Origin of the sequence: Nocardioides lijunqiniae (genome assembly GCF_015024225.1) — a bacterium.
GTDB classification, from domain to species: Bacteria; Actinomycetota; Actinomycetes; order Propionibacteriales; family Nocardioidaceae; genus Nocardioides; species Nocardioides lijunqiniae.
This window is the reverse complement of record NZ_JACJGM010000006.1, coordinates 113,760-138,859: the sequence shown is the minus strand read 5'-3', so window position 1 is coordinate 138,859 and position 25,100 is coordinate 113,760. Positions and strand designations below refer to the sequence as shown.

Here is a 25,100-nt window from a genome sequence, read left to right as displayed (position 1 = left end):
CGAGTCCCGGGAGCTGCCATCACCGTCGACCTCCTCGCCGTCTACGACGACCAGCTGCGCGGGCACGCCGAGGTCACGGGCGCCCGCACCTGGGACCGCGCGGGGCCGCTGTGGCGCGCGACGTACGGCGACAGCGGGCTGGTGTCGTACCGATCCCTGGCCGGTCTCGAGCGGGCCGCCCTGGAGCGCCTGGTCGGTGAGACCGTCGAGCACTTCGCGGCGCAGGAGGGGCTCACGTCGTTCGAGTGGAAGACGCGGGGCCACGACGAGCCGGCCGAGCTCACGGACTGGCTCGCGCAGCTGGGCTTCGTGCCGGAGGAGGCCGAGACGGTGATGCTCGGCGAGGCGGCGGTCCTGGTGGACGCGCCCGCGCCGCCGGTGGGCGTGGTCGTCCGCCGCATCGACGACCTGCCCGACCGCGCCGCGCTCCTGGAGGCTGCCGCCGACATGCAGGCGGGGGTCTTCGGCCACGGAGGTGGGGGAGCCGAGCTCCTGGAGCGGGTCGAGCGCAACCAGGGCGGCACGGAGGTCTGGGTCGCCGAGGCCGACGGCGTCGTCGTCTCCGCAGGACGGCTCGAGGTGGTGGCCGGCACGGAGTGCGCGGGGCTCTGGGGCGGAGCCACTGTCGCCGAGTGGCGCGGCCGCGGGATCTACCGCGCGCTGACGGCGGCCCGCGCGGCCTCGGCCCTGGCCCGCGGGGTGCGCTACCTGCACAGCGACTGCACCGAGATGTCGCGGCCCATCCTGGAGCGGTCGGGTCTGCGCGCGGTCACCACGTCCACGCCGTACATCTGGACGCTGTAGGTCCCGGCGCCCCGAGGGACGCCTACCATCGGGCCATGCTCTACCGCGTGCTCCACGCCGTCGTCCCGCCGCTGGCCAAGGCGGTCTGGCGGCCGACGGTGCACGGGCTGGAGAACATCCCGGCGACCGGCGGGGTCATCCTGGCCAGCAACCACCTGAGCTTCGCCGACTCGATGGTCATCCCGATCGTGGCGCCGCGCCGCGTGGCGTTCCTGGCCAAGTCCGACTACTTCACCGGCAGCGGGGTCAAGGGCGCGCTGTCGAGGATGTGGTTCGAGGGGATGGGGATGCTCCCGGTCGACCGCGACGACAGCAAGGCCGCGATCAAGAGCCTCGACACGGCGCTGGGCGTCCTGGGTCGCGGAGAGGCGTTCGGCATCTACCCCGAGGGCACCCGCTCCCGCGACGGCCGCCTCTACCGCGGCCGCACCGGCGTCGCCCACCTGGCGCTGACCGCCGGCGTGCCCGTCGTGCCGGTCGGTCTGATCGGCACGGACAAGCTGCAGCCGGTCGGCTCCTCGCGTCCCAAGGTGGTGCCGGTGACGGTCTCGTTCGGCGCCCCGATCCAGGGGGTCGGCAGGTACGACGGCGTGCCGCTCGGCCGCGCCCGTCGCGAGGTGACCGACGAGATCATGGCGGCCATCCAGGAGCTCACCGGCCAGGTGCCGGCCGGCATCTACAACGAGCGCGCCGCCGACGCCTGAGGCGTGAGCCTCAGCCCGACGTGACCGACCACGCGATGGCCGGCGGGTCCACGCGCGCGCACCGGGGCCCGCCGCGCTCGTCGGTGAGCTCGACCGTGCACCGCAGCGCCGCGCCCGGCCGCTCGGCCGGCTCGAGGAGGCTGCCGTCGAGCCCGGAGAGCACGAGCTTGGCGCGGCGGAACATCTCCCACGCACCGTCACCGCCCGGCTCGCCCCACGTGAGGTACAGGAAGCGCTGCCCGCGCGGCCCGTGGACGGCGGGCCCGCGGAAGTCGCCGTCGACGTGGCGGACCTCGACCTCCCACCGCGCGGACGCGGCGTCGCCGGGCACCGGAGCCTCCGGATCGCGGCCCACCTGCAGGGCGACGTGGACGTCGTCCCTGCCCTCGAACGAGCGGCCCGGCAGATTGCGACCCTCCACGACGATGCGCATCCACCCAGTGTGCACTTAGATCTACCCATGCCTCGGATCAGGATCGGGATCGACACGGGCGGCACCTTCACGGACGTCGTGGCCTTCGACGAGGAGTCGGGGGAGCTCGTCACGACCAAGACGCCGTCGACGCCGAGCAACCCGGCCGACGGGTTCCTGGAGGGGATCGAGAGGGTCCTCGGCCTGATCGGCGCCACCGGTGCCGACGTCGCGGCCGTCAGCCACGGCACCACGGTGGCGACCAACCAGCTGCTCGAGGGCAAGGTCGACCGGCTGGGCTTCGTCACCAACACCGGCTACGAGGCGATGCTCGAGATCGCGCGCCAGTCCGTGCCCGACGGCTACGGCAACTCCTACTTCTGGGTCAAGCCCGACCGGATCGTCCCGCGCGACCTCGTGAAGGGCGTCGAGGGCCGGCTCGACGTGACGGGCGCGGAGGTGCGGCCCTTCGACGAGGCGGGGGCCCGCGAGGTGGCGCGCTGGTTCCGCGACCACGACGTCAACACCCTCGGGATCTGCTTCCTGCACTCCTACGCCAACGCCGACCACGAGGAGCGGATGCGCCGGGTCCTCGCCGAGGAGCACCCCGACTGCGTGGTGTCGGTGAGCAGCCAGGTGCTGCGCGAGTACCGCGAGTACGAGCGCGCGATGACCACGCTGGTCGACGCGGCGGTGAAGCCCCGGCTGTCGGCGTACGTCACGAACATCAAGAGCCGCCTGGTCTCCTACGGCGACCTGCCGTTCTACGTCATGAAGTCCAACGGTGGCGTCCTCTCGGCCGACGAGGTCGTGCACCAGCCGATCACCACCGTGCTGTCGGGCCCGGCGGCCGGCGCGCTGGGGGCGGCGATGATCGCCAAGGTGGCCGGCTTCGACCACGTGCTCACCAGTGACGGGGGAGGGACGTCGACCGACGTCTCGGTGGTCGTCCACGGCGAGCCCACGCTCACGACCGAGGGCTCGGTCGGCGCGTTCCCGTCCAAGATCCCGATGATCGACGTGGTCACCGTCGGCGCGGGCGGCGGCTCGATCGCCTGGCTCTCGCCCGAGGGCACGCTCAAGGTGGGGCCGCAGTCGGCGGGCGCCGACCCGGGCCCGATCTGCTACGGCAAGGGCGGTCGCGAGGTGACGATCACCGACGCGCACGTGTTCCTCGGCCGGATCCCGCCGCACCTGCTCGGCGGCGAGATCCCGCTGGACGTCGACGCCGCCGCGACCGGCGTGCGCGCGCTGGCCGAGGAGCTGGGCCTCACCCCCGAAGCCTGCGCCGCGGGCGTCCTGGAGATCTCCGCGTGGAACCAGGCCAACGCGCTGCGCCAGGTCACCGTCAAGCGCGGCCTCGACGTCCGCGACTTCACGCTGACGACGTTCGGCGGCTCCGGGTCGCTGCTGCTGTGCCGGCTGATGGACGTGCTCGGGATCCCGACCGTGCTGGTGCCGCCGAACCCCGGCAACGTGTCGGCGTTCGGGCTGCTGACGGTCGACGTCAAGAACGACTACGTGCAGACCCACGTGGCGCTGGCCGAGCAGCTCGAGGCGGCCACCGTCGCCGCTATCTACGACGACCTCGCCGAGCAGGCCGCGCAGGCGCTCACGACCGAGGGGTTCGCCCCCGAGCAGCACCAGTTCGTGCGCACCGCCGACCTGCGCTACTTCGGGCAGGCCTTCGAGGTGCGGGTCCCGGTGCCCGACGGGGTCGTCGACGTCGCCGTCCTGGCCGACGTCGCGGGCGCCTTCCACGCCGCCCACCGCGGCCTCTACGGCTACGACTTCTCGGCCGACCCCACCCAGCAGGTCGAGTGGGTCAACCTGCGGGTCTCCGGCATCGGGCCGATCCAGCGGCCCGAGATCGCGCGGCACCCCGTCGTCGAGGGTGGTGCCGAGGCTCGCACCTCGACCGCCGAGCGGCCGGTGTGCTTCGACGCCGCCGCGGGCTACGTCGCCACGCCGGTCGTGCCGCGGACCGCGCTGCCACCCGGGTCGGTCGTGGCGGGGCCGGTGATCATCGAGGAGTTCGGCTCGACGGTGCCGATCCACCCCGGCTTCACCGCGCGCGTGGACGAGTACCTCAACATCATCGTGACCCGGGTCGAAGGAGCACGGGCATGAGCAGGCGAGCGCCCACCCAGTTCCCGTTCGGGCACCTCACCGACGACGCGGGCGCGAGCGCCGACCCCGTGCTGGTCGAGATCGTGCAGGGATCCCTGGCCAGCGTGGAGATGGAGGTCGAGACCGCCATCGGGCGCACCAGCCGCAGCCCGATGATCCGCGACGCGCACGACTTCCGCGCGGGCATCCACGACCGGCTGCTGCGCAAGCTGACGGGCCGCTCGTACTCCGCGCTGGTGCACCCGGTGGCGCGCGACTTCCCGATCGAGGAGATGCAGCCGGGGGACGTGTTCTTCCACAACGACGTCTACCGCTCCGAGGGCGGGATCGGGCACCTGCCGGACCTGTGCGTCACCGTGCCGGTGTTCAGCGAGGGCCGCGTGGTGGCCTTCGTGCAGGCGTTCGGCCACCACGACGACATCGGCGGCGCCGTGCCCGGCTCGATGCCGAGCAACGCCACCAGCGTCTTCTCCGAGGGGCTGATGGTGCCGCCGATCAAGCTGTGGGACGCCGGGGTGCCCAACCGGGCCGCGCTGGCGATCATGACCCGCAACTCCCGGATGCCCGAGTCGCTCGCGGCCGACCTGGACGCCGAGTGCTCCGCCTGCCTCATGGGGGCGCGCCGGCTCGGCGAGCTGTTCGACCGCTACGGCGTCGACGTCGTCGAGTCGTGCTTCGACGCGATCATCGACCGCACGACCACGACGTACCGGCGCGAGATCCTCAGTCAGATCCCTGTGGGCAGCTGGGTCTGGGAGGACTATGCCGAGCACGACGGCGTCGACGAGCCGCAGCTGCACACGCAGCGGATCACGCTGACCCGCACGGCCGCCGACGATCCCGACGGCGAGCGCATCGTCCTCGACTTCGACGGCACCTCGCCGCAGGCGAAGGGACCGATCAACCACTGCGGCGACTACAGCGACGGGGTCTTCCTCAAGAAGTGGCTGGCGCCGATCCTGCGCAACCTCGCCGAGTCGCCGGAGCGGATGGCCGAGCTCGACGTCAACGAGGGCATCGTCCCGCTGATCGAGATGCGGTTCCCCGAGCCCGGCACGCTGCTGACGCCGGTCTTCCCGGCGCCCACCAACGCCCGGACCTTCGTGATCCTGCGGCTGCTCGGCGTGCTGGCGGGCGTGCTCGCCAAGGCCGTCGACGGCCGGATGCCGGCCGACCAGGAGACGATCCGCTACACCGGCGTCTACGGCGAGGACCTCAACGGCCTGCCCTACCTGATGCGCGAGGTGCTCGGCGGCGGCTCCGGCGGGCGCCACTACGCCGACGGCGAGGACACCATCCACGTGGTGCCCGACTCGCGCAACCTGCCCAGCGAGTTCACCGAGGCGCGCTTCCCGTTCCGCGTCGAGTCGCTCTCCCTCGCAGTCGACAGCGGGGGAGCCGGCCGGTTCCGCGGCGGCCTCGGCTACGAGAAGCACATCCGGATGCTCAAGGACGGCCACTTCATGTCGATCGCCGACCGCTCGATCCTGGCCTGCTGGGGAGTGCGCGGGGGACTGGCCGGACAGCCGTTCTCGGTCGTCATCGACCCCGGCGGCCCGGCCGAGCGCGAGGTCGACGCACTGGCCGACGCGGAGCCGGTGCGCGCGGGCGAGGTGATCCGGATCCGCACCACCGGCGGCGGCGGCTGGGGCGACCCGCTGGAGCGTGACCCGGCGCTGGTCGCGCGTGACGTGCGGTGGCACAAGGTCTCGCCGGAGGCCGCCCTCACGGCGTACGGCGTGGTCCTCACCGGGGAGGGCGACGACCTCGGCTTCGACGTCGAGGCCACCGCCGCCGAGCGGTCGTCGCGGCCCGCGGCGAGCGAGGCGTTCTTCGACCGGGGCGCCGGCTACGCCAGCCTCGCGGGCGGTGCCGCGTACGCCGACGTCGACCTCGTGTGACCGCGGGCTGTCACGCTCGAGGGGCCCTGTGACAGGTAGGGGGTGACAACCGCCTACACCTCAGGAGCTCACATGACGAAGTCCACCAGGATCGCCGCAGCCGTAGCCGGTCTCACCCTGTCCTTCGGCGCCCTGACCGTGCCCGCAGCCACGGCCGCGGACGAGGCCCCCGCCGACAAGTGCGCCACGCAGGCCGCGCAGCTGGAGAAGGCCGAGGGTGCCCTGGCCCGGGTCACCGCCGTCCACGAGCGGAAGCAGGACAAGGTCGTCAAGGCCCGCAAGGCCGTCGCCCGCGCGGACAAGGCCAACGAGCGCAGCAAGGCCAAGGCGGCCCTCGCCAAGGCGAAGGAGCAGCGCGCCACGTCCCGCAAGGCGAAGAAGGCCCAGGTGCAGCGCGTCGCGAAGGCCACCGAGCGCCTGGAGAAGTGCGAGGCGACGCAGCAGCCGGCCGCCTAGCCGACGGCAGTCACCGGGCGCGGCACCACCGCCAGGGTGGACCGGCCGAGCCAGCGCGGGATCTCCCGTCGCACGGCGCTCGGCCCGTCCACCCGGCACCCGCCGCCGGCGAGGAGCTGCGCCCACTCGAGGTCGCCGCGCCACAGCCGGGTGAGCGTCCGCAGCCCGGTGTGCAGGGTCGCGGTGACCTCGAAGCCGGGGTCGTAGTCGCAGACGTCGACCTCGTCGCCGGACACGACGATCCACCACCGGGCGGCCCGCGGGTCGACGTCGTCGAACTCGATCGCCAGCACCGTGCGCGACCTCGGCCACGCGTCGAGCGGCACCGTGCGCCGGATGTCCCAGAGGAGCAGGTGCGGGTCGAGGTCCTCGGCGCCCAGCTCGCCGACCCATCGCACCCCCCACACCCCGAGGGCCTCCACGACCACCCGGAGCTCGCGTCCGCTCTCGGTCAGCGCGTACGACGTGCGGCCGCCCTGCTCGGTGCGCCGGACTACGCCGGCGCGCTCGAGGGTGCGCAGCCGCTTGGACAGCAGCGCCGGCGACATCCGCGGCACCCCGCGCCGCAGCTCGTTGAAGTGGCTGCTGCCGGCGAGCAGCTCGCGCACGACGAGCAGGGTCCACCGCTCGTCGAGCACCTCCATCGCCTTGGCCACCGGGCAGAACTGTCCGTACGTCGACATGCCGACCTCCTCGGGCTGCCTCCAGTAGACGCCCATGGACGGTGTCCTGGCCAGTACAGATCCTGAACCGCGGCCGGTGCAGAAGCGGCACTGGAGCGCGTGCCGTGGCGCGGCCAGCATGGGACTCCGACCACGACAGGAGCGTCCCATGACCGACACCGCCACCGCCGACCTCAAGGCGAGACACCGGGCCCTGTGGGCGCTGGGCGACTACCCCGACGTCGCCGCCAGCGTCATCCCCGACCTGGGCCAGGCCCTCGTCGACGCCTGCCGGATCGGCCCGGGGGACCGGGTGCTCGACGTCGCGGCCGGCTCCGGCAACGCCAGCGTGCCCGCCGCCCTCGCCGGCGCCGACGTGGTCGCCAGCGACCTCACGCCCGAGCTCCTCGACGCCGGCCGGGTCCGAGCCGGGCGCGACGGCGTCCGGCTCACCTGGGAGGTGGCCGACGCCGAGGCGCTGCCCTACGCCGACGCGTCGTACGACGTCGTGATGTCGTGCGTCGGCGTCATGTTCGCGCCCGACCACCGGGTCGCGGCCGGCGAGCTCCTGCGGGTCGCGCGTCCGGGCGCCCGGATCGGGCTGCTGAGCTGGACGCCGGAGGGCTTCATCGGCCGGATGCTCGCGACGATGAGGCCCTACGCGCCGCCTCCGCCCCCGGGGGCGCAGCCGCCGCCGCTGTGGGGGGACGAGGGTCACGTCCGTGACCTGCTCGGGGACGGGGTGGTCGACCTGGTCGCCGCCCGCCGGCACGTGACCGTCGACGGCTTCGCGACGCCGGAGGCGTTCCGCGACTACTTCAAGGCGCACTACGGCCCGACGATCGCCGTCTACCGCGGCCTCGACGACGACCGCGCCGCCTCCCTGGACGACGCCCTGTGCGGTCTCGCCCGCGACGCCGACGAGGGCGGCGGGGTGATGCGCTGGGAGTACCTGCTGGTCACCGCCCACCGCGCCTAGGGCTCGATCAGCCCGGCCCGGATCGCGTAGCGGGTGAGCTGGGTGCGGTCGCGCATCCCCAGCTTGGCCAGGATGTTGGCGCGGTGGCGCTCGACGGTCTTGACGCTGATCGTCAGGTCCCGCGCGATGTCCTTCGACGACCGGCCCTCGGCGATCAGCTTGAGCACCTCGTCCTCGCGCTCGGTGAGCACGGTCTGCGGGACGCTCTCGCCGCGACGCAGCCGGTCGAGGTAGTCGCGCGCCAGCGAGCCCATCGCCCCGGGGTAGACGAAGGCCTCGCCGCGCATCGCGGCCCGCACCGCGCCGACCAGGTCCTCGTCGGCGACCGACTTCAGCACGTAGCCGCTCGCCCCGACCCTGAGAGACTCGAAGAAGTACTGCTCGTTGTCGTGCATCGAGAGCATCATCAGCCGGGGCGGCTCGCGCCGCCGGGTGATCTCGCGCGCCGCCTGGAGCCCGGTCATGCGCGGCATGGCGATGTCGAGCACCACCAGGTCGACCTCGAGGTCGCGCAGGGCCTCGACCGCCTCCGCGCCGTCGCCGGCCTCGCCCACGACGGTCAGGTCGGGCTCCTGCTCCAGGATCAGCCGGACCCCGCGCCGCACCAGGGCGTGGTCGTCGACCAGCAGGATCCGGATCACGGAGCCACCGCCTCGACCGGCTCGTCCGACGCGACCGGTACGGCGAGCCGCACCGTGGTGCCCGCGCCGGGCCCGCCCGTGACGGAGACCTCGCCGCCCACGAGCAGGGCACGCTCCCGCATGCCCAGGAGCCCGGCGCCGGGCCGGGTGCCGTCGGTGCCGCGCCCGTCGTCGGTCACCTCGAGCACGACGCGGTCGCCCACCCGGGTCAGCGACAGCGACACCGAGCCGGCGCCCGCGTGGCGCGCCACGTTGGTCAGCGCCTCCTGGGCGACCCGGTAGACGACCAGCTCCGCCTGCGGCGACAGCGGGGGCAGCCCGGGGGCGACCGTGCGGCGCACGTGGGGGCCGGCGTGCTCGGCGAAGCCCGAGGCCAGCGCGGCGAGGGCGCTGTGCAGCCCGAGGTCCTCGAGCACTCCCGGGCGCAGCTCGCGCGCCACGCGGCGTACGTCGTCGAGGCTGGTGCGCACGCTCTCGCGGACCAGCGCCAGCTCCTCGGCCAGCTCCGGCGGCGCCTGGTCGTGGACGCGCTTGAGCCCCAGCAGCACGACGGTGAGGCTCTGCCCGACCTGGTCGTGCAGCTCCTGGGCGATGCGGTGCCGCTCGGCCTCCTGGGCGGCCAGGGCCTGGGCGTTGCTGGCGCTGCGCTCGGCCTCCAGCCGGTCCAGCATGTCGTTGTAGCCGCGGACCAGCTGGGCGCCCGGCCCGCTCGTCGGCTGGGCCAGGCGGTGCCCCGGCTTGAGCAGCTCGACGGTCTCCATCTGGCGCACGACCCGGTCCACGGGGGTGAGGCTGCGGCGCAGGAAGACCGCGTCGGCGAGCAGCATCAGCCCGAGCCCGACGACGACCACCAGCACCTCGGAGAGCAGCGGCCGGCGCGAGACGCTCGCGGGCGAGAGCACCAGGGCGAGCGTGCCGACGACGAAGACGGCCCCGTTGGTGAGGAAGACCTTCCAGTACAGCGACGGTTGCCAGGTCACTCCCTCACCCTGTCCGACGCGACCCCGCCGCGTCCACGCCAGGGCACGCCGCCGGGGGAGATGGGTGGTAGCACCCATTCTGCGCAGCCGCCTCCCGACGAACACTGGAGGTGTCGACGAGCACAGCGAGGAGGGAAGCGTGGATGACTACCAGGTCCCCATGGTGGCTCTGCTGGGAGCGCCCCTCCTCGCCCTGCTCGCGACCGTCTCGCTGCGGTGGGTGCCCGAGGGGCACGTCCTCGTGGTGAGCCGGCGCGGGATCGTCTCCCGCGTGACGGGGGCGGGGCTGCGGTGGCGCTGGCCGGTCGTCGACCGGGCAGAGGTCGTCCCGGTCGAGCCGCAGGAGCTCCCGTTGGTCGTTCGTGCTGACACGGCCGACGGGTGCGACGTCCGGCTCCTCGTGATGGGGCGCGTCACCCTGGTCCCGCCGACCCCGCTGGAGCGGTTCGTCGAGCCCCTCGCGTCCGCCGAGCTGGTGGCGCAGCGGGTGCTCGCCGAGGCGGTACGGCGTCAGGCGGTCGCCGACCTGGCCGACGGGCTCACGCAGTCCTGGCCGGCCCTGGTCGCGACCGTCGACGCCGCCACCCGCCCCCGGGGGGTCCGCGTGCTCGACCTGGAGCTCGCCGAGCTCGACGTGCTGCTGGTGCCGCAGCTCCCGGTCACGGCGGCCCGTGGACCCGGCTGACCTGAACCTCGCCCTGCTGGTCGGGGCGGGCGTCCTCCTGGCCGCGGTCGCCGCCGTGCGCATCTCCACCCGCGCCGGACTGCCCAGCCTGCTGGTCTACCTGGCCCTGGGGCTGCTGCTCGGGGAGGCCGGGCTCGGCCTGGACTTCGAGGACGCCGACCTGACGCAGGTGCTGGGCACCGCGGCCCTGGCGGTGATCCTCGCCGAGGGCGGCTTCACCACCGACTGGAAGGTCGTGCGCCCCGTCGCCCCGCTGGCCGGGGTGCTGGCCACGGTGGGCGTCGCCGTCTCGGTCGCGGTCACCTCGTTGCTCGTCCACCTGGTGCTCGACGTCGACCTGCGCACCGCCATCATCCTGGGCGCGGTCGCCTCCTCGACGGACGCCGCGGCGGTCTTCGCCGTGCTGCGCTCGATGCCGATCCGCAGCCGGCTGCGCGCCACCGTCGAGGCCGAGTCCGGCTTCAACGACCCGCCCGTGATCATCCTGGTCACGGTCGTCACGTCGAGCGCGTGGGCCGACTCCAGCGGCCCGGGCATCCTCGGGCAGATCGGCTACCAGCTCGTGCTCGGCGTGGTGCTGGGCTACGTCGTCGCGCGGCTCGGCCTGTGGGTGCTGGTGCGCAGCGCCCTGCCGGCGTCCGGGCTCTACCCGGTCGCGACCCTCGCGATCGCCTTCCTCGGCTTCGCGGTCGCCGGCGTGGCCGGCGGCAGCGCGCTGATGGCCATCTACGTCGCGGGGCTCACGCTCGGCAACGCGGACCTACCGCACCGCAGTGCGACGGGGAGCTTCGCGGAGGGCCTGGCCTGGCTCTCGCAGATCGGCCTGTTCGTCCTGCTGGGACTGCTCGCCAGCCCGTCCCGGCTCTGGGAGGCGCTGCCCTCCGCCCTGCTCGTCGGTGGCGTGCTGACGCTGGTGGCGCGGCCGCTGTCGGTCGTCCTGTGCGCGACGCCCTTCGGCGTCCCGTGGCGCGACCAGGCCTTCATCAGCTGGGCCGGACTGCGGGGAGCGGTGCCGATCGTGCTCGCCACGATCCCGATGAGCGTGGGCCTGCCGGCCGCCGAGCGGGTCTTCGACGTGGTCTTCCTGCTCGTCGTGGTCTTCACCCTGGTCCAGGGCCCCACGTTGCCTTGGGTGGCGCGGCGCCTCGGCGCCGCCACGGGCGACCGGCCGCGCGACCTGCCCATCGAGTCGGCCCCGCTGGAGGAGATCGGGGCGACGCTGCTGCAGTTCTCGGTGCCACCGGGCTCCCGCCTGGCCGGGGTGGAGGTCTCCGAGCTCCGGCTGCCGACGGGGTCGGCGGTGTCGCTGCTGCTGCGCGACGGCGCCATCGCGGCGCCGACGCCGACCACCGTGCTGCGGGTGGGCGACCACGTCCTGGTCGCCGCCGCCCGCGAGGACCACCCCGCCGTCGAGCGCCGTCTGCGCGCGGTCAGCGACCACGGACGCCTGGCCGGCTGGCACGTCGACCGACCCGAGCGGAGCCCCGCTAGGTTCGGCACATGAGCGATCCACGGCTGCGCCCCGCCGGTGAGGACGACGTGGCGGTGATCGCCGAGATCTGGGAGCGCGGCTGGCACGACGGCCACGACGGGCACGTGCCCGACGAGCTGACCGCCGTGCGCACCGCCGCGACGTTCCGCGCCCGCGCCGCCGACCGGGTCGGGCAGACCTCCGTGGCCGAGGTCGCCGGAAGGGTGGTCGGCTTCGTCGTCGTGCACCACGACGAGCTGGAGCAGGTCTACGTCGACGAGGCCCATCGTGGCTCCGGGGTCGCGCAAGCGCTGATGGCCGAGGGCCTGCGACGGGTGGCGGCCGCCGGCCACCGGCAGGCGTGGCTGGTCGCCGCCGCCGGCAACGCGCGCGCCCGCCGCTTCTACGAGCGCCAGGGATGGACCGACGAGGGGCTGGTCGACTACGCCGCCGAGGGGCCGGACGGCCCGATCGTCGTGCCCAACCACCGCTACGTGCGGCGGGTCCGGCCCCTCGCCTGAGCTCGCTCAGACCACCAGGTGGGCGGGCGGACCGGAGAGCACGGACTTCACGAAGCGGCTGGTGTCGTCGCCCAGGACCTCCTCCTCGCCCTGCTGCAGGGCCTCGAGCACCTGGCGGACGAGCTCGGCCGGCGCCAGCTTGGGGCCCTCCACGTCGGCGGCCATGTCGGTGTCGAGGAAGCCGACGTGGACCCCGACGACGAGCGTGCCCTGGTCGCGCAGCTCCCCGCGGGTGACGTTCGTCAGCGACCAGGCGGCCGCCTTCGAGGCGGAGTAGCCGGCGAGGGTGGGGCTCGTCGCCCACGACAGCGCGGAGAGCACGTTGACGATCGCGCCACCGCCGTTGGCCGCCAGGACGGGGGCGAACGCGCGCGTCGTCCTCAGCGGGCCCAGGGTGTTCGTCTCCAGCTCCTCGCGGAAGCCGTCGAGGGAGGGCGTCGAGAGCAGCGAGCCGCTGCGGCCGATGCCGGCGTTGTTGACGACGACCGTCACGTCGCCGAGCCGGGCGGCGAGCTCGGCGACCGAGGCGTCGTCGCTCACGTCGAGGCGCACGGGCGTGGCGCCCGGCGTCGTGACGGACCCCGGGTCGCGCGCCCCGGCGTACACGGTGGCGCCGGCGGCCACGAGGGCCTCGGTGAACGCCTTGCCGAGGCCGCGGTTGGCGCCGGTGACGAGGACGGTGGACTGGTCGAGGACGATGCTCAAGGGACTGCCTTCCGTTGTTGCGGACCGATCGGTCCGTTACCGGGGTGCAGCGGTCGCGGACGCGGGTCCATTCCCGGATCCGCGAAGTCGGACCGAGCGGTCCGTAAGGTGGGTGGCATGCCCCGCCCCGCCGACCCCGCCCTGCGCGACCGGATCGTCGGGACCGCCACCGCGTTGTTCTACGAGCGCGGCGTGCGTGCGGTGGGCCTGGCCGAGATCGTGGCGGACGCCGGCTGCGGAAAGAACGCGCTCTACCGCCACTTCCCGAGCAAGGAGGCGCTCGTCCTCGCCTACCTCCAGCAGATGGCGACGCGGCTGGACGCGACGATGGACGGCGCGCTGGCCGGGCTCGACCGGGTGCCGTCCGCCGCGCTGGTGGCGCTGACCCGCCAGGTCGCCGACTGGGTGGCCGATCCCGGCTACCGCGGCTGCCCCTTCCGCAGCTACCTGCGCGAGGTCCGCGAGGACGACCACGCCCCGGCGCGCCTCGCCGAGGCGGAGGTGCAGGGCCTGCGCGAGCGCGTCGACACGCTGGTGGCCGACCTCGGCACGTCCGAGCCCGACGTGCTCGCCGAGCGCATCTGGCTGGTGCTCGAGGGCCTCTACGCCAGCGCCCCCTACGGCGACCCGCAGCAGAGCGCCACGACGGCGGTCGGCCTGGTGCAGGACCTGCTCGCCGCTGCCTGACCCGGGTTAACGCAGCCGTAACGGAGCGTTACGCGCTCGACGCGCCACATGCCGAGAAAGGTATGCGTTACCCCTGGCGCCCGGGGGAGTTGTCAGACAGTCTGACAAGCCACATCCCTTGAGGAAATGAGCATCGGTGAGAAAAACACGCCTCCTCGCAAGCCTGAGCGGCCTCGCTGTCGTCGGCTCGGTCTTGCTGGTCCCGCCCGCCTCGGCGGAACCGACCACCCCTGCGGCCAAGAGCACCTCGGAGGGTCGCGGGCCGGGCACGGCCGCCACGGTCGACCCCCTCGAGCAGGCACGCGTGGCGAAGGCCGCCGCGGCCGCGCCCGCGGTCGCCGACCCGATCGAGATGCCGTCGTCCTACCCCTACCAGCCGGAGCTGCGCCTCTACCGCGACAACGCCGACGACGCGGCGAAGACGGCGGCCCTCCTGGGCCACCCCGACCTCGCGCCGAAGCTGAAGCAGTGGATGGCGGCCAGTGACCGCATCTCGACGCAGGTGATCGGCCAGTCGACCGAGGGTCGCGACCTGTACCTCGTCACCGTCACCGCTCCCGAGCGCCCGGAGGACACCGCCCAGCAGGCCGCCTGGCGGGACAAGATCAAGAGCGACCCGGTCGCGGCCAAGGCCGACGCCCAGCTGCTCTCGCAGTACAAGACCCCGGTCTGGGTCAGCGCCAACATCCACGGCAACGAGTGGGAGGGCACCGACGCGGTCATGCAGTACATCGACTGGCTCGTCACCGCCTCCGACGCCGAGGTCGGCAGCATCCTGCGCAACAACCGCCTCTACTTCTCGCTGTCGCTCAACCCCGACGGCCGCACCAACGCCACGCGCGCCACGGCCCTCGGCCTGGACCCCAACCGCGACATGATCACGAACACGACGCCCGAGTCGACGTCGTTCGTGCGTCAGGCGCAGGCGATCCAGCCGATCTACAGCGCCGACCTCCACGGCTACACCAGCGTGCTGCAGGTCGAGCCCACCGGTCCGCCGCACGGCTCCAACTACGAGTACGACGTCTACCTGCCGCACAACTACGCGATGGCCCTCAAGGTCGAGCAGGAGGTCGTCGCCGCCAACATCCCGAACAACACCTACTTCAACACCACGACCGGGGCCGTCGTGCCCGCCAACACCGGGCCCGAGACCGCGCACATCAAGATCCCCTACCGCGACACCCCCGACGGCTGGGACGACTTCCCGCCGATCTTCACCGCGCAGTACGCCGCGTTCTACGGCGCCGCGACCTCCACCGTGGAGCTCCCGCTGACGCGGGGCGCCGCGGGTGGTCGGCAGACGCCGGCACGAGCCGTGGTCAACACCGCGGTCGGGCTCGAGACCGTCAAGAGCATGGTCGAGTACATGAACGTGGCCGCCAACGCGCGCGGCATGCTCGAGAACCAGATCGAGGTGTTCCGCCGCGGCGAGGCCGGGGCCGCCAAGACCGCCCTCACGACCGAGAACATCGCGAACGTGCCGGGCCCCCAGGAGTGGAAGCCCCTGTGGGACGTCGTGGACAACCAGGAGCCGGTCACGCTGCCGCGCGCCTACGTGATCCCCGCCGGCGACAGCCAGCGCTCGGCGAGCGACGCCTCCGCGCTGGTGGACAAGCTCCTGTTCAACGACATCGAGGTGGGCGTGCTCGACGCTCCTGCCGCGATCGGTGGTACGACCTACCCGGCCGGCTCCTACGTCGTGGACATGCACCAGCCGCTGCGTGGCCTGGCCAACGCGCTGCTCGACCTCGGCGAGGACATCTCCCCCAAGGTGCCGTCGATGTACGACATCTCGGCGTGGAGCTACTCCTACCTGTGGGGCGCGACCGTCGACAAGGTCGGCCTGACCAGCGACGGCCCCCTGCCCGCGACGACGCCCGTCGACGACGCCGCCCCCGTGGGCGACGCTCCCGACGAGGCCGGCTACCTCACCTTCGACCTGGCCGGGGTGCGCGACTTCCGCGGCCTCAACGCCCTGCTCGAGGACGGGGTCGAGGTCTCCATGCTCGAGGACGGCTCCGCCGTCGTCGGTCCCGAGGACTTCGACGCGGCCGTGCTGGCCGCCGACGAGTTCGACATCGCCTTCGAGGCCGCCTCGGCCGAGGACGTCGCCGCCCTGGACGACGAGGGGACTAAGGGTCTGACCGACCTGACGATCGCCTACGTCGGCACCCAGGACGACCGCCTGTCCCTCATCGAGCTCGGGTTCGACGACATCAAGCCCATCACGGCGGCCGCGATCAACACCGCCGCCACCAACGGGACCCCCACGGGCCTCGAGGGCGTCGACCTCCTGTGGGTGGGCAGCGCGTTCAACCCGGCCGCCGGCTCGCCCGGCCGCCTCGCGGTCCAGAGCTGGGTGGACGCCGGCGGGTCGATCGTCGGCCGCTCCGGCAACGCCTTCACCGCCGCGTCGTCCTTCGGGCTGGTCTCCGGCACCGCGGTCGCCGGCAACGGCTCGGGCAACGGCATCGTGGACGTCGACACCCCGGCCGACTCGGTGCTCGCGCCGTACGCCCAGGAGAGCTCGTTCATCTACCCGGCCACCTGGTTCACCCCGGGTGAGGGCACGCGGGTCCTGCAGACCTACGGCACCGACCCGCTGCTCGCCGGTCACTGGCGTCCCAGCGGTGCCGGCACGAACGGCCCGGGCAACGCCGCGGGTCAGCCGTCCGTCATCGCCGGCGAGGCCGCCTCGGGTGCCCGCGCCGTCGTGTTCGGCACGTCGGTCTTCTACCGCACCCACGTCAAGGGCGGCATGAGCCAGGCCGCCCGGGCGATCTTCTGGGCCGGTCCGACGGGTGACGGCGTCCAGGCGCCGTCGAGCACCACCGTGGCGCTGACGACGGACTCGTCGATCAGGTACCCGCAGGCCGCCAGGTTCGGGGTCACCGTGACCTCCGACGAGGGCACGCCCAACGGCACCGTCGCGCTGCGCGACCGGGCCGGCAGGACCGTCGCCTCCGCCACGCTGGTCGAGGGTGCCGCGACGCTGGTCGTCAAGGGCCTCGAGCCCGGCCGGTCCAGCTTCACGGCCGTCTACACGCCGGCCGGCGGCGGGTTCGAGTCCGCCAGCAGCGAGAGCGTCGACGTCGTGGTGGCGAAGGCCACCTCGACGACGAGGCTGACGGTCAAGAAGGTCCAGGCCCGTGTGGTCCGGGCGACCGTCTCCCTGACGATCCCCGGCATGAACGGCCGGGGAACGGTCCAGATCAAGGACAAGGGCCGCACCGTCCGCACGGTCACGGTGAGCGGTGGCCGCAAGGCCGTCGTCCTCCGCCTGGGCAAGGGCCGGCACGTGCTGACGGCGGTCTTCGCCGGCAGCGGCCGCGTGGCGCCCAGCCGCAGCACCAAGGTCGTCGTCATCGTCCGCTGACGACGCCCGACGCACCACGGCCGGAGCCGGCACCAGCATCCGCTGGTGCCGGCTTCGGCGCGTCCGGGGCTCCCACCGCCTAGGGTCGGCCCATGAGGGTCCTGCTCGCGCTGGGCGGCAACGCCATGACGAACGCCGAGGGCCGCGCGCGTCCCGAGGACCAGATCGCCGCCGCCGAGGTCGCGATGTCGGCGGTCGCCGGCCTGCTCGCCCACGACGTCGAGGTGGTCGTCACCCACGGCAACGGGCCGCAGGTGGGCAACCTGCTGGTCAAGAACGAGCTGGCCGCCGCCGTCGTGCCGCCCGTGCCGCTGGACTGGTGCGGCGCGCAGACCCAGGCGACGCTCGGGTTCGTCCTGATGAACGCCCTCGAGGCGGCCCTCGCGGCGCGCGGTGTCGAGCGCTCGACGGCGACGGTGGTCACGCGCACGCTCGTCGACGGCGACGACCCGGGCTTCGCCAGCCCGACCAAGCCGATCGGCCGCTACCTGCCCGCCGACGAGGCGGCGCTCCTCCAGGGGCACGGCGAGGTGTGGGAGGACCGGGGCCACAAGGGCTGGCGCCGCGTCGTGGCCTCCCCGGAGCCGCGCGAGATCCTGGACGCGCCGGCGGCGCTCGCGCTGATCGAGGCCGGCTTCGTGGTCGTGGCCAACGGCGGCGGCGGGATCCCGGTGGTGCGCGAGCACGGGCGTCTGCGCGGGGTGGAGGCCGTGATCGACAAGGACCTCGGCGCCGCGCTGCTCGCCGAGACCGTCGCCGCCGACGTCCTCGTCGTGGCGACGGACGTGCCGCACGCCGTGCTGCGCTACGGCGAGCCGGACGCCGAGGAGCTGGGGGAGGTGAGCGTCGCCGCGCTGCGCCGCCACGCCGCCGACGGTCACTTCGCGAGCGGCTCGATGGGTCCCAAGGTCGACGCGGTGTGCCGGTTCGTCGAGCGGACGGGTCGTCGTGGTGTGATCACCAGCCTGGACAACATCACCCAGGCCGTGGACGGTGGAGCCGGCACGGTCGTCACGCCCGCGTAGGTCTCGAAAGGACACTCCCCATGCCCGACGCCATCGAAGTACGCAAGGTCCCGATCCACTCCGTCGCGGACGCGAGCGAGCTCGCGAAGCTGATAGACGACGGGGTCATGGCGGCCGACCGCGTGATCGCGATCATCGGCAAGACCGAGGGCAACGGCGGCGTCAACGACTACACCCGCATCATCAGCGACCGCGCGTTCCGCGAGGTCCTGGTCGAGAAGGGCGCCCCGGCCGACCAGGTCAAGCAGGTCCCGATCGTGTGGTCCGGCGGCACCGACGGCGTCATCAGCCCGCACGCGACGATCTTCGCCACCACCGACGCGGAGCCCAGCGAGGAGCCCCGGCTGACCGTCGGCTTCGCGATGAGCGAGGTGCTGCTGCCCGAGGACATCGGCCGTGTAGCCATGGTCGAGAAGGTCGCCGACGCCGTCCGGGTGGCGATGGAGAAGGCCGGGATCACCGACGTCGCCGACGTGCACTACGTGCAGACCAAGACCCCGCTCCTGACCGTCCACACCATCCGCGACGCCAAGTCGCGCGGCAAGACGGTCTGGACCGAGCACACCCACGAGTCGATGGACCTGTCCAACGGCTGCACCGCGCTCGGCATCGCCGTCGCCCTCGGCGAGATCGAGATGCCCACCGACGCCGACGTGATGCACAACCGCGAGCTCTTCTCGGCGGTCGCCTCCTGCTCCTCGGGCGTCGAGCTCGACCAGGCCCAGGTGGTCGTCGTCGGCAACGCGACCGGCGTGGGCGGGCGCTACCGCGTGGGCCACTCGGTGATGAAGGACGCGCTCGACCAGGACGGCATCTGGGAGGCGATCCGCTCCGCCGGCCTCGACCTGCCCGAGCGCCCGCGCACGGAGGACCTCGACGGCCGCCTGGTCAACGTCTTCCTCAAGTGCGAGGTGTCGCAGGACGGGCAGGTGCGCGGACGCCGCAACGCGATGCTCGACGACTCCGACGTGCACTGGCACCGCCAGATCAAGGCGGCCGTCGGCGGCGTCACCGCGGCGGTCACGGGCGACCCCGCCGTGTTCGTCTCCGTGTCGGCGGCCCACCAGGGCCCCGACGGCGGCGGCCCCGTGGCCGCCATCGTCGACCTCGGCGACTGAGCGGGTCGGCCCCGCGGGTCAGCTCCGCGGGTCGGTGGCGCCCGGACGAACGCCGGCGACCCACATGTCGGCGATCTGGTCGACGCAGCCGGGGTCCAGCCGGTAGAGCGCGAGGGAGAAGATCACGGCGGTGCCGAGCGCCGTGCGCGCGGTGACGTAGTCGAGCGCGGGGTCGATCTCGCCGCGTGCCAGGCCGCGCTCCCAGATCGGCACCATGTAGACGTCGCTGGAGCCGCCCGTGGTCTCGAGGAACGCCTGGTTGGCGCGGTCCTCGGCGATGGCCTTGCCGATCTGCTGGCCCAGCGTCGCGCGGGCCGCGGGGGAGTCAATGGTGGGCACGACGGCGCGCACGACGGCTCGGATGTCGCCGCGCAGGCTGCCGGTATCGACCTGCTCCACCGGGGCCGAGCCGGCGACGTTGAGCGCGAAGACCACCTCGTCGCGGTTGGCGTAGCGGCGGTAGACCGTGGGCTTGCCGACGCCGGCGCGCTCGGCGATCGCCTCCATCGTGAGGCCGTCGTAGCCGGTCTCGGCGATGAGGGTCTGGGCGGCGCCGAGGATGCGCTCCTCGATCTGGGGGTCACGGGGTCGGGCCATGGGCACTCCTTCGTCCGGGTCCGGACGCGCCTGTTGCGGCCGGGCCCGGGGGCGCCGACCGCAACAGGTGCATGTGGTGGATGATCTCAGACCTCGTGGGTCAGGACCGCTTGACCTTGCGCGGCACCGACGTCGCCGTCACCGCGTTGTGCCCGGCCATGGTGCCGGTGACCCGCACGCTGACGCGCTTGCCCCGGTCCTTGCGGGTCAGCTTGTAGGTGCGCTTGGTGGCGCCGGGGATCGGCTTGCCGGCGCGCAGCCAGCGGACGGTCAGCTTGGCGCCCTTCTCCCAGGTGCCGGTGACGACCTTGAGCCGCTTGCCGACGCGGGCCTTGCCGCCCTTGACGACCTTGGTGCGGGGCTTGGCCGACCTGACGTCGAAGTAGCGCTGCACGTCCACGCCGAACAGCGTGGGCTTGCCCTCGACGGTGCCCTGGTAGAGCACCTTGGAGCCGAAGGAGGTCACGGCCTGGATCTCGGTGTTGCCGGGCAGCGTGTCCCTCACGAGTGCCGTCCCGGTCGAGAGCCCGTTGCTCACCCAGGGCTCGCGCCCCGTCGCCGGCGTGGTCGCGCCGAAGGCGAGGAACCGGCCGTTTGCCACGAGCGGTCCGAGGATGCCGCTCGACGGTCCGGGGCTGATGTCGCGGACCAGTCGCGTGCCGGCCGCCGTGCCGTTGGAGGTCCAGAGCTCGCGGCCCTGGGCCGCTGTCTGGGCCGTGAAGTACGCCGTTCCGGCGATGTCGGTGATCGACTCGATGATGCTCCCCTGGTTGCCGGGGACGATGTCCTTCACGAGACCCGTGCCGGCGGTGGTGCCGTCGGTCGCGAAGAGCTCGGGGTCCTGGCCCGGTGAGCTCGAGGAGTAGAACACCTTGGCGCCGACCTTGGAGAACTTCGCCAGCGAGCTGTCGCTGGCGCCCGGGGTGACGTCCTTGACCAGGACCGTGCCGGCCGCGGTGCCGTTGCTGCGCCACAGCTCGCGACCGCTGAGGCCGTTCTCGGCGCTGAAGACCACGGAGCCAGCCGCGAGGGGCGTGATCCCCTGCGGGTTGCTGCCGACCCCGCCGGGGTCGATGTCCTTGACCAGCGTGGTGCCCGCCGGGGTGCCGTCCGTGCGGTAGAGCTCGGCGGCGACGTTGTCGCCGAACGCCGCGAAGAACGCGACACCGGACGAGGTGAGGGTGATGTCGTGGGGGGACGAGGACTGGTTGCCGAGACGGAGGTTGTCGAGGATCTGCGTCGTGGCGGCGGTGCCCCCGCTGCTCCACAGCTCGCGACCGTGCACGTTGTCGTCGGCGACGAAGACCAGCCGGTTGCCGACCGCCGTGAGCGAGCTGGGCTCGGACGAGAAGGCGTTGGGCCCGATGTTCTCGACCAGGTGGGTGCCGCCGGCGGTGCCGTCGGTCACCCAGAGCTCCTCGCCGGTCGCGGCGGTCTCGGCCTTGAAGTAGACCTTGGAGCCGACCGTGGTGAAGTCGCGGGGGTTGCTGCTCCCGGCGCCAGGGACGATGTCCTTGATCATCTTGGTGCCGGCCGCGGTGCCGTCGGTGATCCACGGCTCGTCGCCGCCCGTCTCGGCAGTGGCCGCGAAGACCACCCGCTTGCCGAGGACGGCGATGCCGAACTCGGCGTCCATCGAGGTGAACGACTTGATGAGGGCGGCCGTCGAGCCGCCGTGGGCCGAGGCCGGTGCGGTGGCGCCGACGCCGACCGCGAGGGCGGAGAGACCGAGGGCGACGACGGCGGCGCCCGAGGTGGTGGTGCGGAGGGGAGAGGTTCGCATGATGTCTTCCGATGGTCGGGGGCTCGTCGTCGAGCCGCAGCTGATTACGTGCCGTAACGTAACGTAACGGAACGCGAGGTGGCAAGGGGGTTGCCGGCAGTGGTCCAGACCAGTGGTCCCGGGCGCCGCTGTGGGCCGTCGCGGACCTGTCGGTGCCCGGTGGTTAGGTGGAGCCGTGAGCGCGCCGACCTACCACCTCGTCCGGCCGGAGGTCCGTGTCGACGTGCCGCAGCTCGACGAGCAGCAGCAGCGCGTCGTCGACCATCCCGGCGGACCGCTGCTGGTCCTCGCCGGACCGGGCACGGGCAAGACCACGACCCTGGTCGAGGCGATCGTGCGCCGCGTCGAGGACGGCGCCCGCCCCGACGAGGTGCTGGCGCTGACCTTCTCCCGCAAGGCGGCCGAGCAGCTGCGCGACCGGGTCACCGCCCGCCTCGGGCGCACGATGGCGACGAGCCTGTGCGCGACGTTCCACTCCTTCGCCTACGGTCTCGTGCGCCGCTACGCCCCGGCCGAGATCTACGCCGCCCCGCTGCGCCTGCTCTCGGCGCCGGAGCAGGACGTCGTGCTCCGCGAGCTGCTCAGCGACCACCCCGAGTCCGTCGACTGGCCGGAGTCGTTGCAGCGGGCGCTGGGCACCCGCGGCTTCGCGCGCGAGGTCAACGCCGTGCTGTCCCGGGCCCGCGAGAAGGGCAAGGACGGTGCGGAGCTGCGGGCGCTGGGGGAGGAGCACGACCTGCCGGAGCTGATGGCCGCCGGGCTGTTCCTCGAGCAGTACCTCACCAACCTCGACTACGTCGGGGCCACCGACTACGCCGACCTGATCCGGCGGGCCACGATCGAGGCGGCCGAGCACCGCGACGAGCTGCGCGCCGCCTACCGGCACGTCTTCGTCGACGAGTACCAGGACACCGATCCCGGGCAGGTCGCGCTGCTGCGCCAGCTCGCCGGCGACGGCCGCGACCTCACGGTGGTGGGCGACCCCCACCAGTCCATCTACGGCTTCCGGGGCGCCGAGGTGCGCGGCATCCTCGACTTCCCGGCCGACTTCCCCCGCACCGACGGCCGACCCGCGGAGGTCGTCGCGCTGCGCACCACGCGCCGCTTCGGACCGCACCTGCTGCTCGCCTCCCAACGGGTCGCGTCGCGGCTGGCGCTGCCCGGCTCGATCCCCGACTCCGCGAAGCTGGCGTTCCTCGAGCCGCTCGCCGACCCCCCCGGCCTCGGCAACGGCAAGGTCGTGGTCCGCACCTTCGACACCGATCGCGCCGAGGCCGAGCACCTCGCCGACCTGCTGCGCCGCGCCCACCTCGAGGACGGCATCGCCTGGGACGACATGGCCGTCCTGGTGCGCTCGGGGCGGACCTCGATCCCACCGCTGCGCCGCGCGCTCGGCGCCGCCGGCGTCCCGGTCGAGGTCGCGAGCGACGAGGTCCCGCTCGTGCGCGACCCGGCGGTCCTGCCGCTGATCGAGGCCATGAAGGCCGTGGTCAACCTCGACAACGAGGACCCCGACCACGTCGACTTCCTCCACCCGTCGCGCGCCGAGGCGCTGCTCCTGAGCCCGCTCGGCGGCCTCGACTCCGGCGACGTACGCCGCCTGGCGCGGGCGCTGCGGGTGCGCGCCAAGGAGCGCGCCCACGCGGACGGCACGTCGCCGCCTCCCTCGCGCGAGCTCGTGCGGCTGGCGGTCGTCGACCCGTCGTGCCTCGAGGGCCTCTCGGGCCCCGAGATCACGCGCGCCCGCGCGCTCGTCGACCTGCTGGCCGGTGCGCGCGTCGCGCTCGACGAGGGCGCGTCCGCCGAGGAGGTCCTGTGGCACCTGTGGGCCGGCACCTCCTGGCCCCAGCGGTTGCGCCGCTCGGTCGAGGTCGGCGGGGGCGCCGCCCGGCGTGCCCACCGCGACCTCGACTCGATCTGCGCGCTCTTCGAGGTCGTGGCGCGCGCCGAGGAGCAGCGGGTCCACCTGGGCGTCGCCGACCTCCTCGCCACGCTGACGGCCCAGCAGATCCCCGCCGACACGCTCGCCGAGCGGGGCGCCCGGGGCGCCGCCGTCCGGCTGCTCACCGCCCACCGCGCCAAGGGCCTCGAGTGGCGCCTGGTCGTGGTCGCCCACGTCCAGCAGGACGCCTGGCCCGACCTGCGGCGACGCACGACCCTGCTCCAGGCCGACCGCATCGGCACCGACGGGCTGGTGCCCCCGGTCACCGCCCGCGAGCTGCTGCTCGAGGAGCGGCGGCTGTTCTACGTCGCCTGCACCCGCGCCCGGGAGCGCCTGGTCGTCACGGCGGTTCGCTCGCCCGAGGACGACGGCGAGCAGCCGTCGCGCTTCCTCGAGGAGCTGGGGGTCGGCGACGTCGCCCACGTCGTCGGCCGGCCGGCGCGTCCGCTCTCGATGGGCGGGCTCGTCGGCGAGCTGCGCCGCACCCTCGCCGACCCCGAGACGCCCGAGCCGCTGCGCGACGCCGCCGCCCGTCGCCTGGCACGGTTGGCAGGCGAGACCGCCGGTGCCCGGCAGCTGGCGCCGCAGGCCGACCCCGCGTCCTGGTGGGGCACCCGCGCCGCGTCGCGCTCGCCCCAGCCGGTCCGCGACCCCGACCTGCCGGTGCCGGTCTCGGCCAGCGTGCTCGACTCGCTCATGGTCTGCCCCACGCAGTGGTTCCTGGAACGCGAGGCCGGCGGCGTGGCCCGGGCCCACCAGTCGGCCAACCTCGGCCAGCTCCTGCACGCCTTGGCCGAGCGGGTCGCCTCGGGGGAGATCGACGCCGGCCCCGACGACGCTGACCTGCTGATGACCCACGTCGACGACGTGTGGGAGCGCCTGGAGTTCCGCACGCCGTGGTCGAAGGCCCGCGAGCACGAGCGGGTGCGGGCGGCGCTGGCGCGCTTCCTGCAGTGGCACCACGCCAACACCCGCACGCTGCTGGCGACCGAGCAGCAGTTCAGTGCGGTGGTCACCCTCGGCGCCGAGGACGAGGAGCCCGTCGAGGTCCAGCTCACCGGCTACGCCGACCGGGTCGAGCTCGACTCCGACGGCTCCGTGGTGGTGGTCGACCTCAAGACCGGGCGCAGCAAGCCCAGCGACAAGTCGGTCGAGCAGCACCGCCAGCTCGGCCTCTACCAGTACGCCGTGGACCGCGGGGCCGTCGACGGCCTGCTGCCCGAGGGCACGGAGGTCCGGGCCGGGGGGGCGGAGCTGGTGCAGCTCGGCATCCTCGACGACTCCACGGCTGCGGCCGTGCAGACCCAGGACCCCCAGGCCGACGACGGCCCCTACCGCGGTGCCCTGCGCGCCGACCTCGTCCGCGCTGCCGACCTCCTGCGCACCGAGCGCTTCCCCGCCGTCGCCGGCGCCCAGTGCCGCGACTGCTCGTTCGTCCCGATCTGCCCCATCAAGAGCGCCGGGTCGGTGACCGACCAGTGACCACCACCCCCCAGGCCGTCCGCATCGAGACGCCGC

Annotated in this window: 21 protein-coding genes; 14 read left to right on the top strand and 7 right to left on the bottom strand. The window is 73.5% G+C overall.

Annotation, left to right across the window (positions count from 1 at the left end; genetic code table 11):
• Nucleotides 1–141 precede the first annotated feature (141 nt).
• Nucleotides 142–804 (top strand): GNAT family N-acetyltransferase, encoded by a 663-nt coding sequence (locus IRQ30_RS05400; RefSeq protein ID WP_338089579.1) that lies wholly within the window; start codon nucleotides 142–144, stop codon nucleotides 802–804.
• 35 nt (nucleotides 805–839) lie between these two features.
• The gene (locus IRQ30_RS05395) at nucleotides 840–1,508 is read left to right on the top strand and encodes a lysophospholipid acyltransferase family protein (protein ID WP_193611967.1); all 669 of its coding nucleotides are present in this window, start codon (nucleotides 840–842) and stop codon (nucleotides 1,506–1,508) included.
• A 10-nt stretch (nucleotides 1,509–1,518) separates the two neighbouring features.
• Here IRQ30_RS05395 and IRQ30_RS05390 read toward each other — a convergent pair whose 3' ends face one another.
• Entirely contained in the window at nucleotides 1,519–1,941 is a 423-nt protein-coding gene (locus IRQ30_RS05390; RefSeq protein WP_193611966.1) for a DUF5990 family protein, read from the bottom strand.
• Between the two features lie 27 nt (nucleotides 1,942–1,968).
• Between IRQ30_RS05390 and IRQ30_RS05385 the strand changes: the two genes are divergently transcribed.
• The 3 genes from IRQ30_RS05385 (at nucleotide 1,969) to IRQ30_RS05375 (ending at nucleotide 6,407) form a co-directional block, all read left to right on the top strand.
• Entirely contained in the window at nucleotides 1,969–4,050 is a 2,082-nt protein-coding gene (locus IRQ30_RS05385) for a hydantoinase/oxoprolinase family protein (protein ID WP_193611965.1), read from the top strand.
• Nucleotides 4,047–5,951, top strand: a complete 1,905-nt coding sequence (locus IRQ30_RS05380; protein ID WP_193611964.1) for a hydantoinase B/oxoprolinase family protein — start codon at nucleotides 4,047–4,049, stop codon at nucleotides 5,949–5,951. Before IRQ30_RS05385 ends, IRQ30_RS05380 begins: the two co-directional genes overlap by 4 nt.
• 72 nt (nucleotides 5,952–6,023) lie before the next feature.
• Nucleotides 6,024–6,407 (top strand): hypothetical protein, encoded by a 384-nt coding sequence (locus IRQ30_RS05375; RefSeq protein ID WP_193607373.1) that lies wholly within the window; start codon nucleotides 6,024–6,026, stop codon nucleotides 6,405–6,407.
• Here the strand turns inward: IRQ30_RS05375 and IRQ30_RS05370 are convergent.
• On the bottom strand, nucleotides 6,404–7,126 hold the full coding sequence (locus IRQ30_RS05370; RefSeq protein WP_227466995.1) for a winged helix-turn-helix transcriptional regulator: 723 nt from the start codon (nucleotides 7,124–7,126) through the stop codon (nucleotides 6,404–6,406). The two genes, IRQ30_RS05375 and IRQ30_RS05370, sit on opposite strands and share 4 nt — an antisense overlap.
• 112 nt (nucleotides 7,127–7,238) lie before the next feature.
• Here IRQ30_RS05370 and IRQ30_RS05365 point away from each other — a divergent pair, with 112 nt between their 5' ends.
• The gene (locus IRQ30_RS05365; protein WP_193611963.1) at nucleotides 7,239–8,048 is read left to right on the top strand and encodes a class I SAM-dependent methyltransferase; all 810 of its coding nucleotides are present in this window, start codon (nucleotides 7,239–7,241) and stop codon (nucleotides 8,046–8,048) included.
• Here IRQ30_RS05365 and IRQ30_RS05360 read toward each other — a convergent pair.
• Both IRQ30_RS05360 and IRQ30_RS05355 read right to left on the bottom strand, forming a co-directional pair.
• Nucleotides 8,045–8,689 carry a response regulator gene (locus tag IRQ30_RS05360; RefSeq protein WP_338089578.1) on the bottom strand — a complete coding sequence of 215 codons (645 nt, stop codon included), beginning with the start codon at nucleotides 8,687–8,689 and terminating at the stop codon, nucleotides 8,045–8,047. The two genes, IRQ30_RS05365 and IRQ30_RS05360, sit on opposite strands and share 4 nt — an antisense overlap.
• A complete protein-coding gene (locus IRQ30_RS05355) occupies nucleotides 8,686–9,669 on the bottom strand; it encodes a sensor histidine kinase (protein ID WP_338089577.1) in 984 nt (327 codons plus the stop codon). Before IRQ30_RS05355 ends, IRQ30_RS05360 begins: the two co-directional genes overlap by 4 nt.
• A 139-nt stretch (nucleotides 9,670–9,808) precedes the next feature.
• Between IRQ30_RS05355 and IRQ30_RS05350 the strand changes: the two genes are divergently transcribed.
• From IRQ30_RS05350 to IRQ30_RS05340, 3 genes are read left to right on the top strand one after another with little or no spacing between them, the layout of a single operon-like run.
• Nucleotides 9,809–10,354 carry an SPFH domain-containing protein gene (locus IRQ30_RS05350; RefSeq protein WP_193611961.1) on the top strand — a complete coding sequence of 182 codons (546 nt, stop codon included), beginning with the start codon at nucleotides 9,809–9,811 and terminating at the stop codon, nucleotides 10,352–10,354.
• On the top strand, nucleotides 10,341–11,858 hold the full coding sequence (locus IRQ30_RS05345; protein ID WP_193611960.1) for a potassium/proton antiporter: 1,518 nt from the start codon (nucleotides 10,341–10,343) through the stop codon (nucleotides 11,856–11,858). Before IRQ30_RS05350 ends, IRQ30_RS05345 begins: the two co-directional genes overlap by 14 nt.
• Nucleotides 11,855–12,346 (top strand): GNAT family N-acetyltransferase, encoded by a 492-nt coding sequence (locus tag IRQ30_RS05340; protein WP_193611959.1) that lies wholly within the window; start codon nucleotides 11,855–11,857, stop codon nucleotides 12,344–12,346. The genes IRQ30_RS05345 and IRQ30_RS05340 overlap by 4 nt, the downstream gene beginning before the upstream one ends.
• Nucleotides 12,347–12,352: 6 nt before the next feature.
• Here IRQ30_RS05340 and IRQ30_RS05335 read toward each other — a convergent pair whose 3' ends face one another.
• On the bottom strand, nucleotides 12,353–13,051 hold the full coding sequence (locus IRQ30_RS05335; RefSeq protein ID WP_227466994.1) for an SDR family oxidoreductase: 699 nt from the start codon (nucleotides 13,049–13,051) through the stop codon (nucleotides 12,353–12,355).
• Nucleotides 13,052–13,168: 117 nt separating this feature from the next.
• On the opposite strand from IRQ30_RS05335, the gene IRQ30_RS05330 reads away from it, so the two are divergent.
• The 4 genes from IRQ30_RS05330 (at nucleotide 13,169) to bar (ending at nucleotide 19,260) form a co-directional block, all read left to right on the top strand.
• Nucleotides 13,169–13,738 (top strand): TetR/AcrR family transcriptional regulator, encoded by a 570-nt coding sequence (locus IRQ30_RS05330; protein WP_193611958.1) that lies wholly within the window; start codon nucleotides 13,169–13,171, stop codon nucleotides 13,736–13,738.
• Nucleotides 13,739–14,042: 304 nt separating this feature from the next.
• A complete protein-coding gene (locus IRQ30_RS05325) occupies nucleotides 14,043–17,117 on the top strand; it encodes a M14 family zinc carboxypeptidase (RefSeq protein ID WP_338089576.1) in 3,075 nt (1,024 codons plus the stop codon).
• A gap of 92 nt (nucleotides 17,118–17,209) precedes the next feature.
• Entirely contained in the window at nucleotides 17,210–18,142 is a 933-nt protein-coding gene (locus IRQ30_RS05320; RefSeq protein WP_193611956.1) for a carbamate kinase, read from the top strand.
• A 20-nt stretch (nucleotides 18,143–18,162) separates the two neighbouring features.
• Nucleotides 18,163–19,260, top strand: coding sequence for a barbiturase (bar, locus tag IRQ30_RS05315; RefSeq protein ID WP_193607382.1), 1,098 nt, complete (start codon nucleotides 18,163–18,165; stop codon nucleotides 19,258–19,260).
• An 18-nt stretch (nucleotides 19,261–19,278) separates the two neighbouring features.
• Here bar and IRQ30_RS05310 read toward each other — a convergent pair whose 3' ends face one another.
• A complete protein-coding gene (locus IRQ30_RS05310; RefSeq protein ID WP_193611955.1) occupies nucleotides 19,279–19,857 on the bottom strand; it encodes a TetR/AcrR family transcriptional regulator in 579 nt (192 codons plus the stop codon).
• A 100-nt stretch (nucleotides 19,858–19,957) separates the two neighbouring features.
• A complete protein-coding gene (locus IRQ30_RS05305) occupies nucleotides 19,958–21,640 on the bottom strand; it encodes a hypothetical protein (RefSeq protein ID WP_193611954.1) in 1,683 nt (560 codons plus the stop codon).
• A 175-nt stretch (nucleotides 21,641–21,815) separates the two neighbouring features.
• On the opposite strand from IRQ30_RS05305, the gene IRQ30_RS24100 reads away from it, so the two are divergent.
• The gene (locus tag IRQ30_RS24100) at nucleotides 21,816–25,064 is read left to right on the top strand and encodes a UvrD-helicase domain-containing protein (RefSeq protein WP_193611953.1); all 3,249 of its coding nucleotides are present in this window, start codon (nucleotides 21,816–21,818) and stop codon (nucleotides 25,062–25,064) included.
• Nucleotides 25,065–25,100 lie beyond the last annotated feature (36 nt).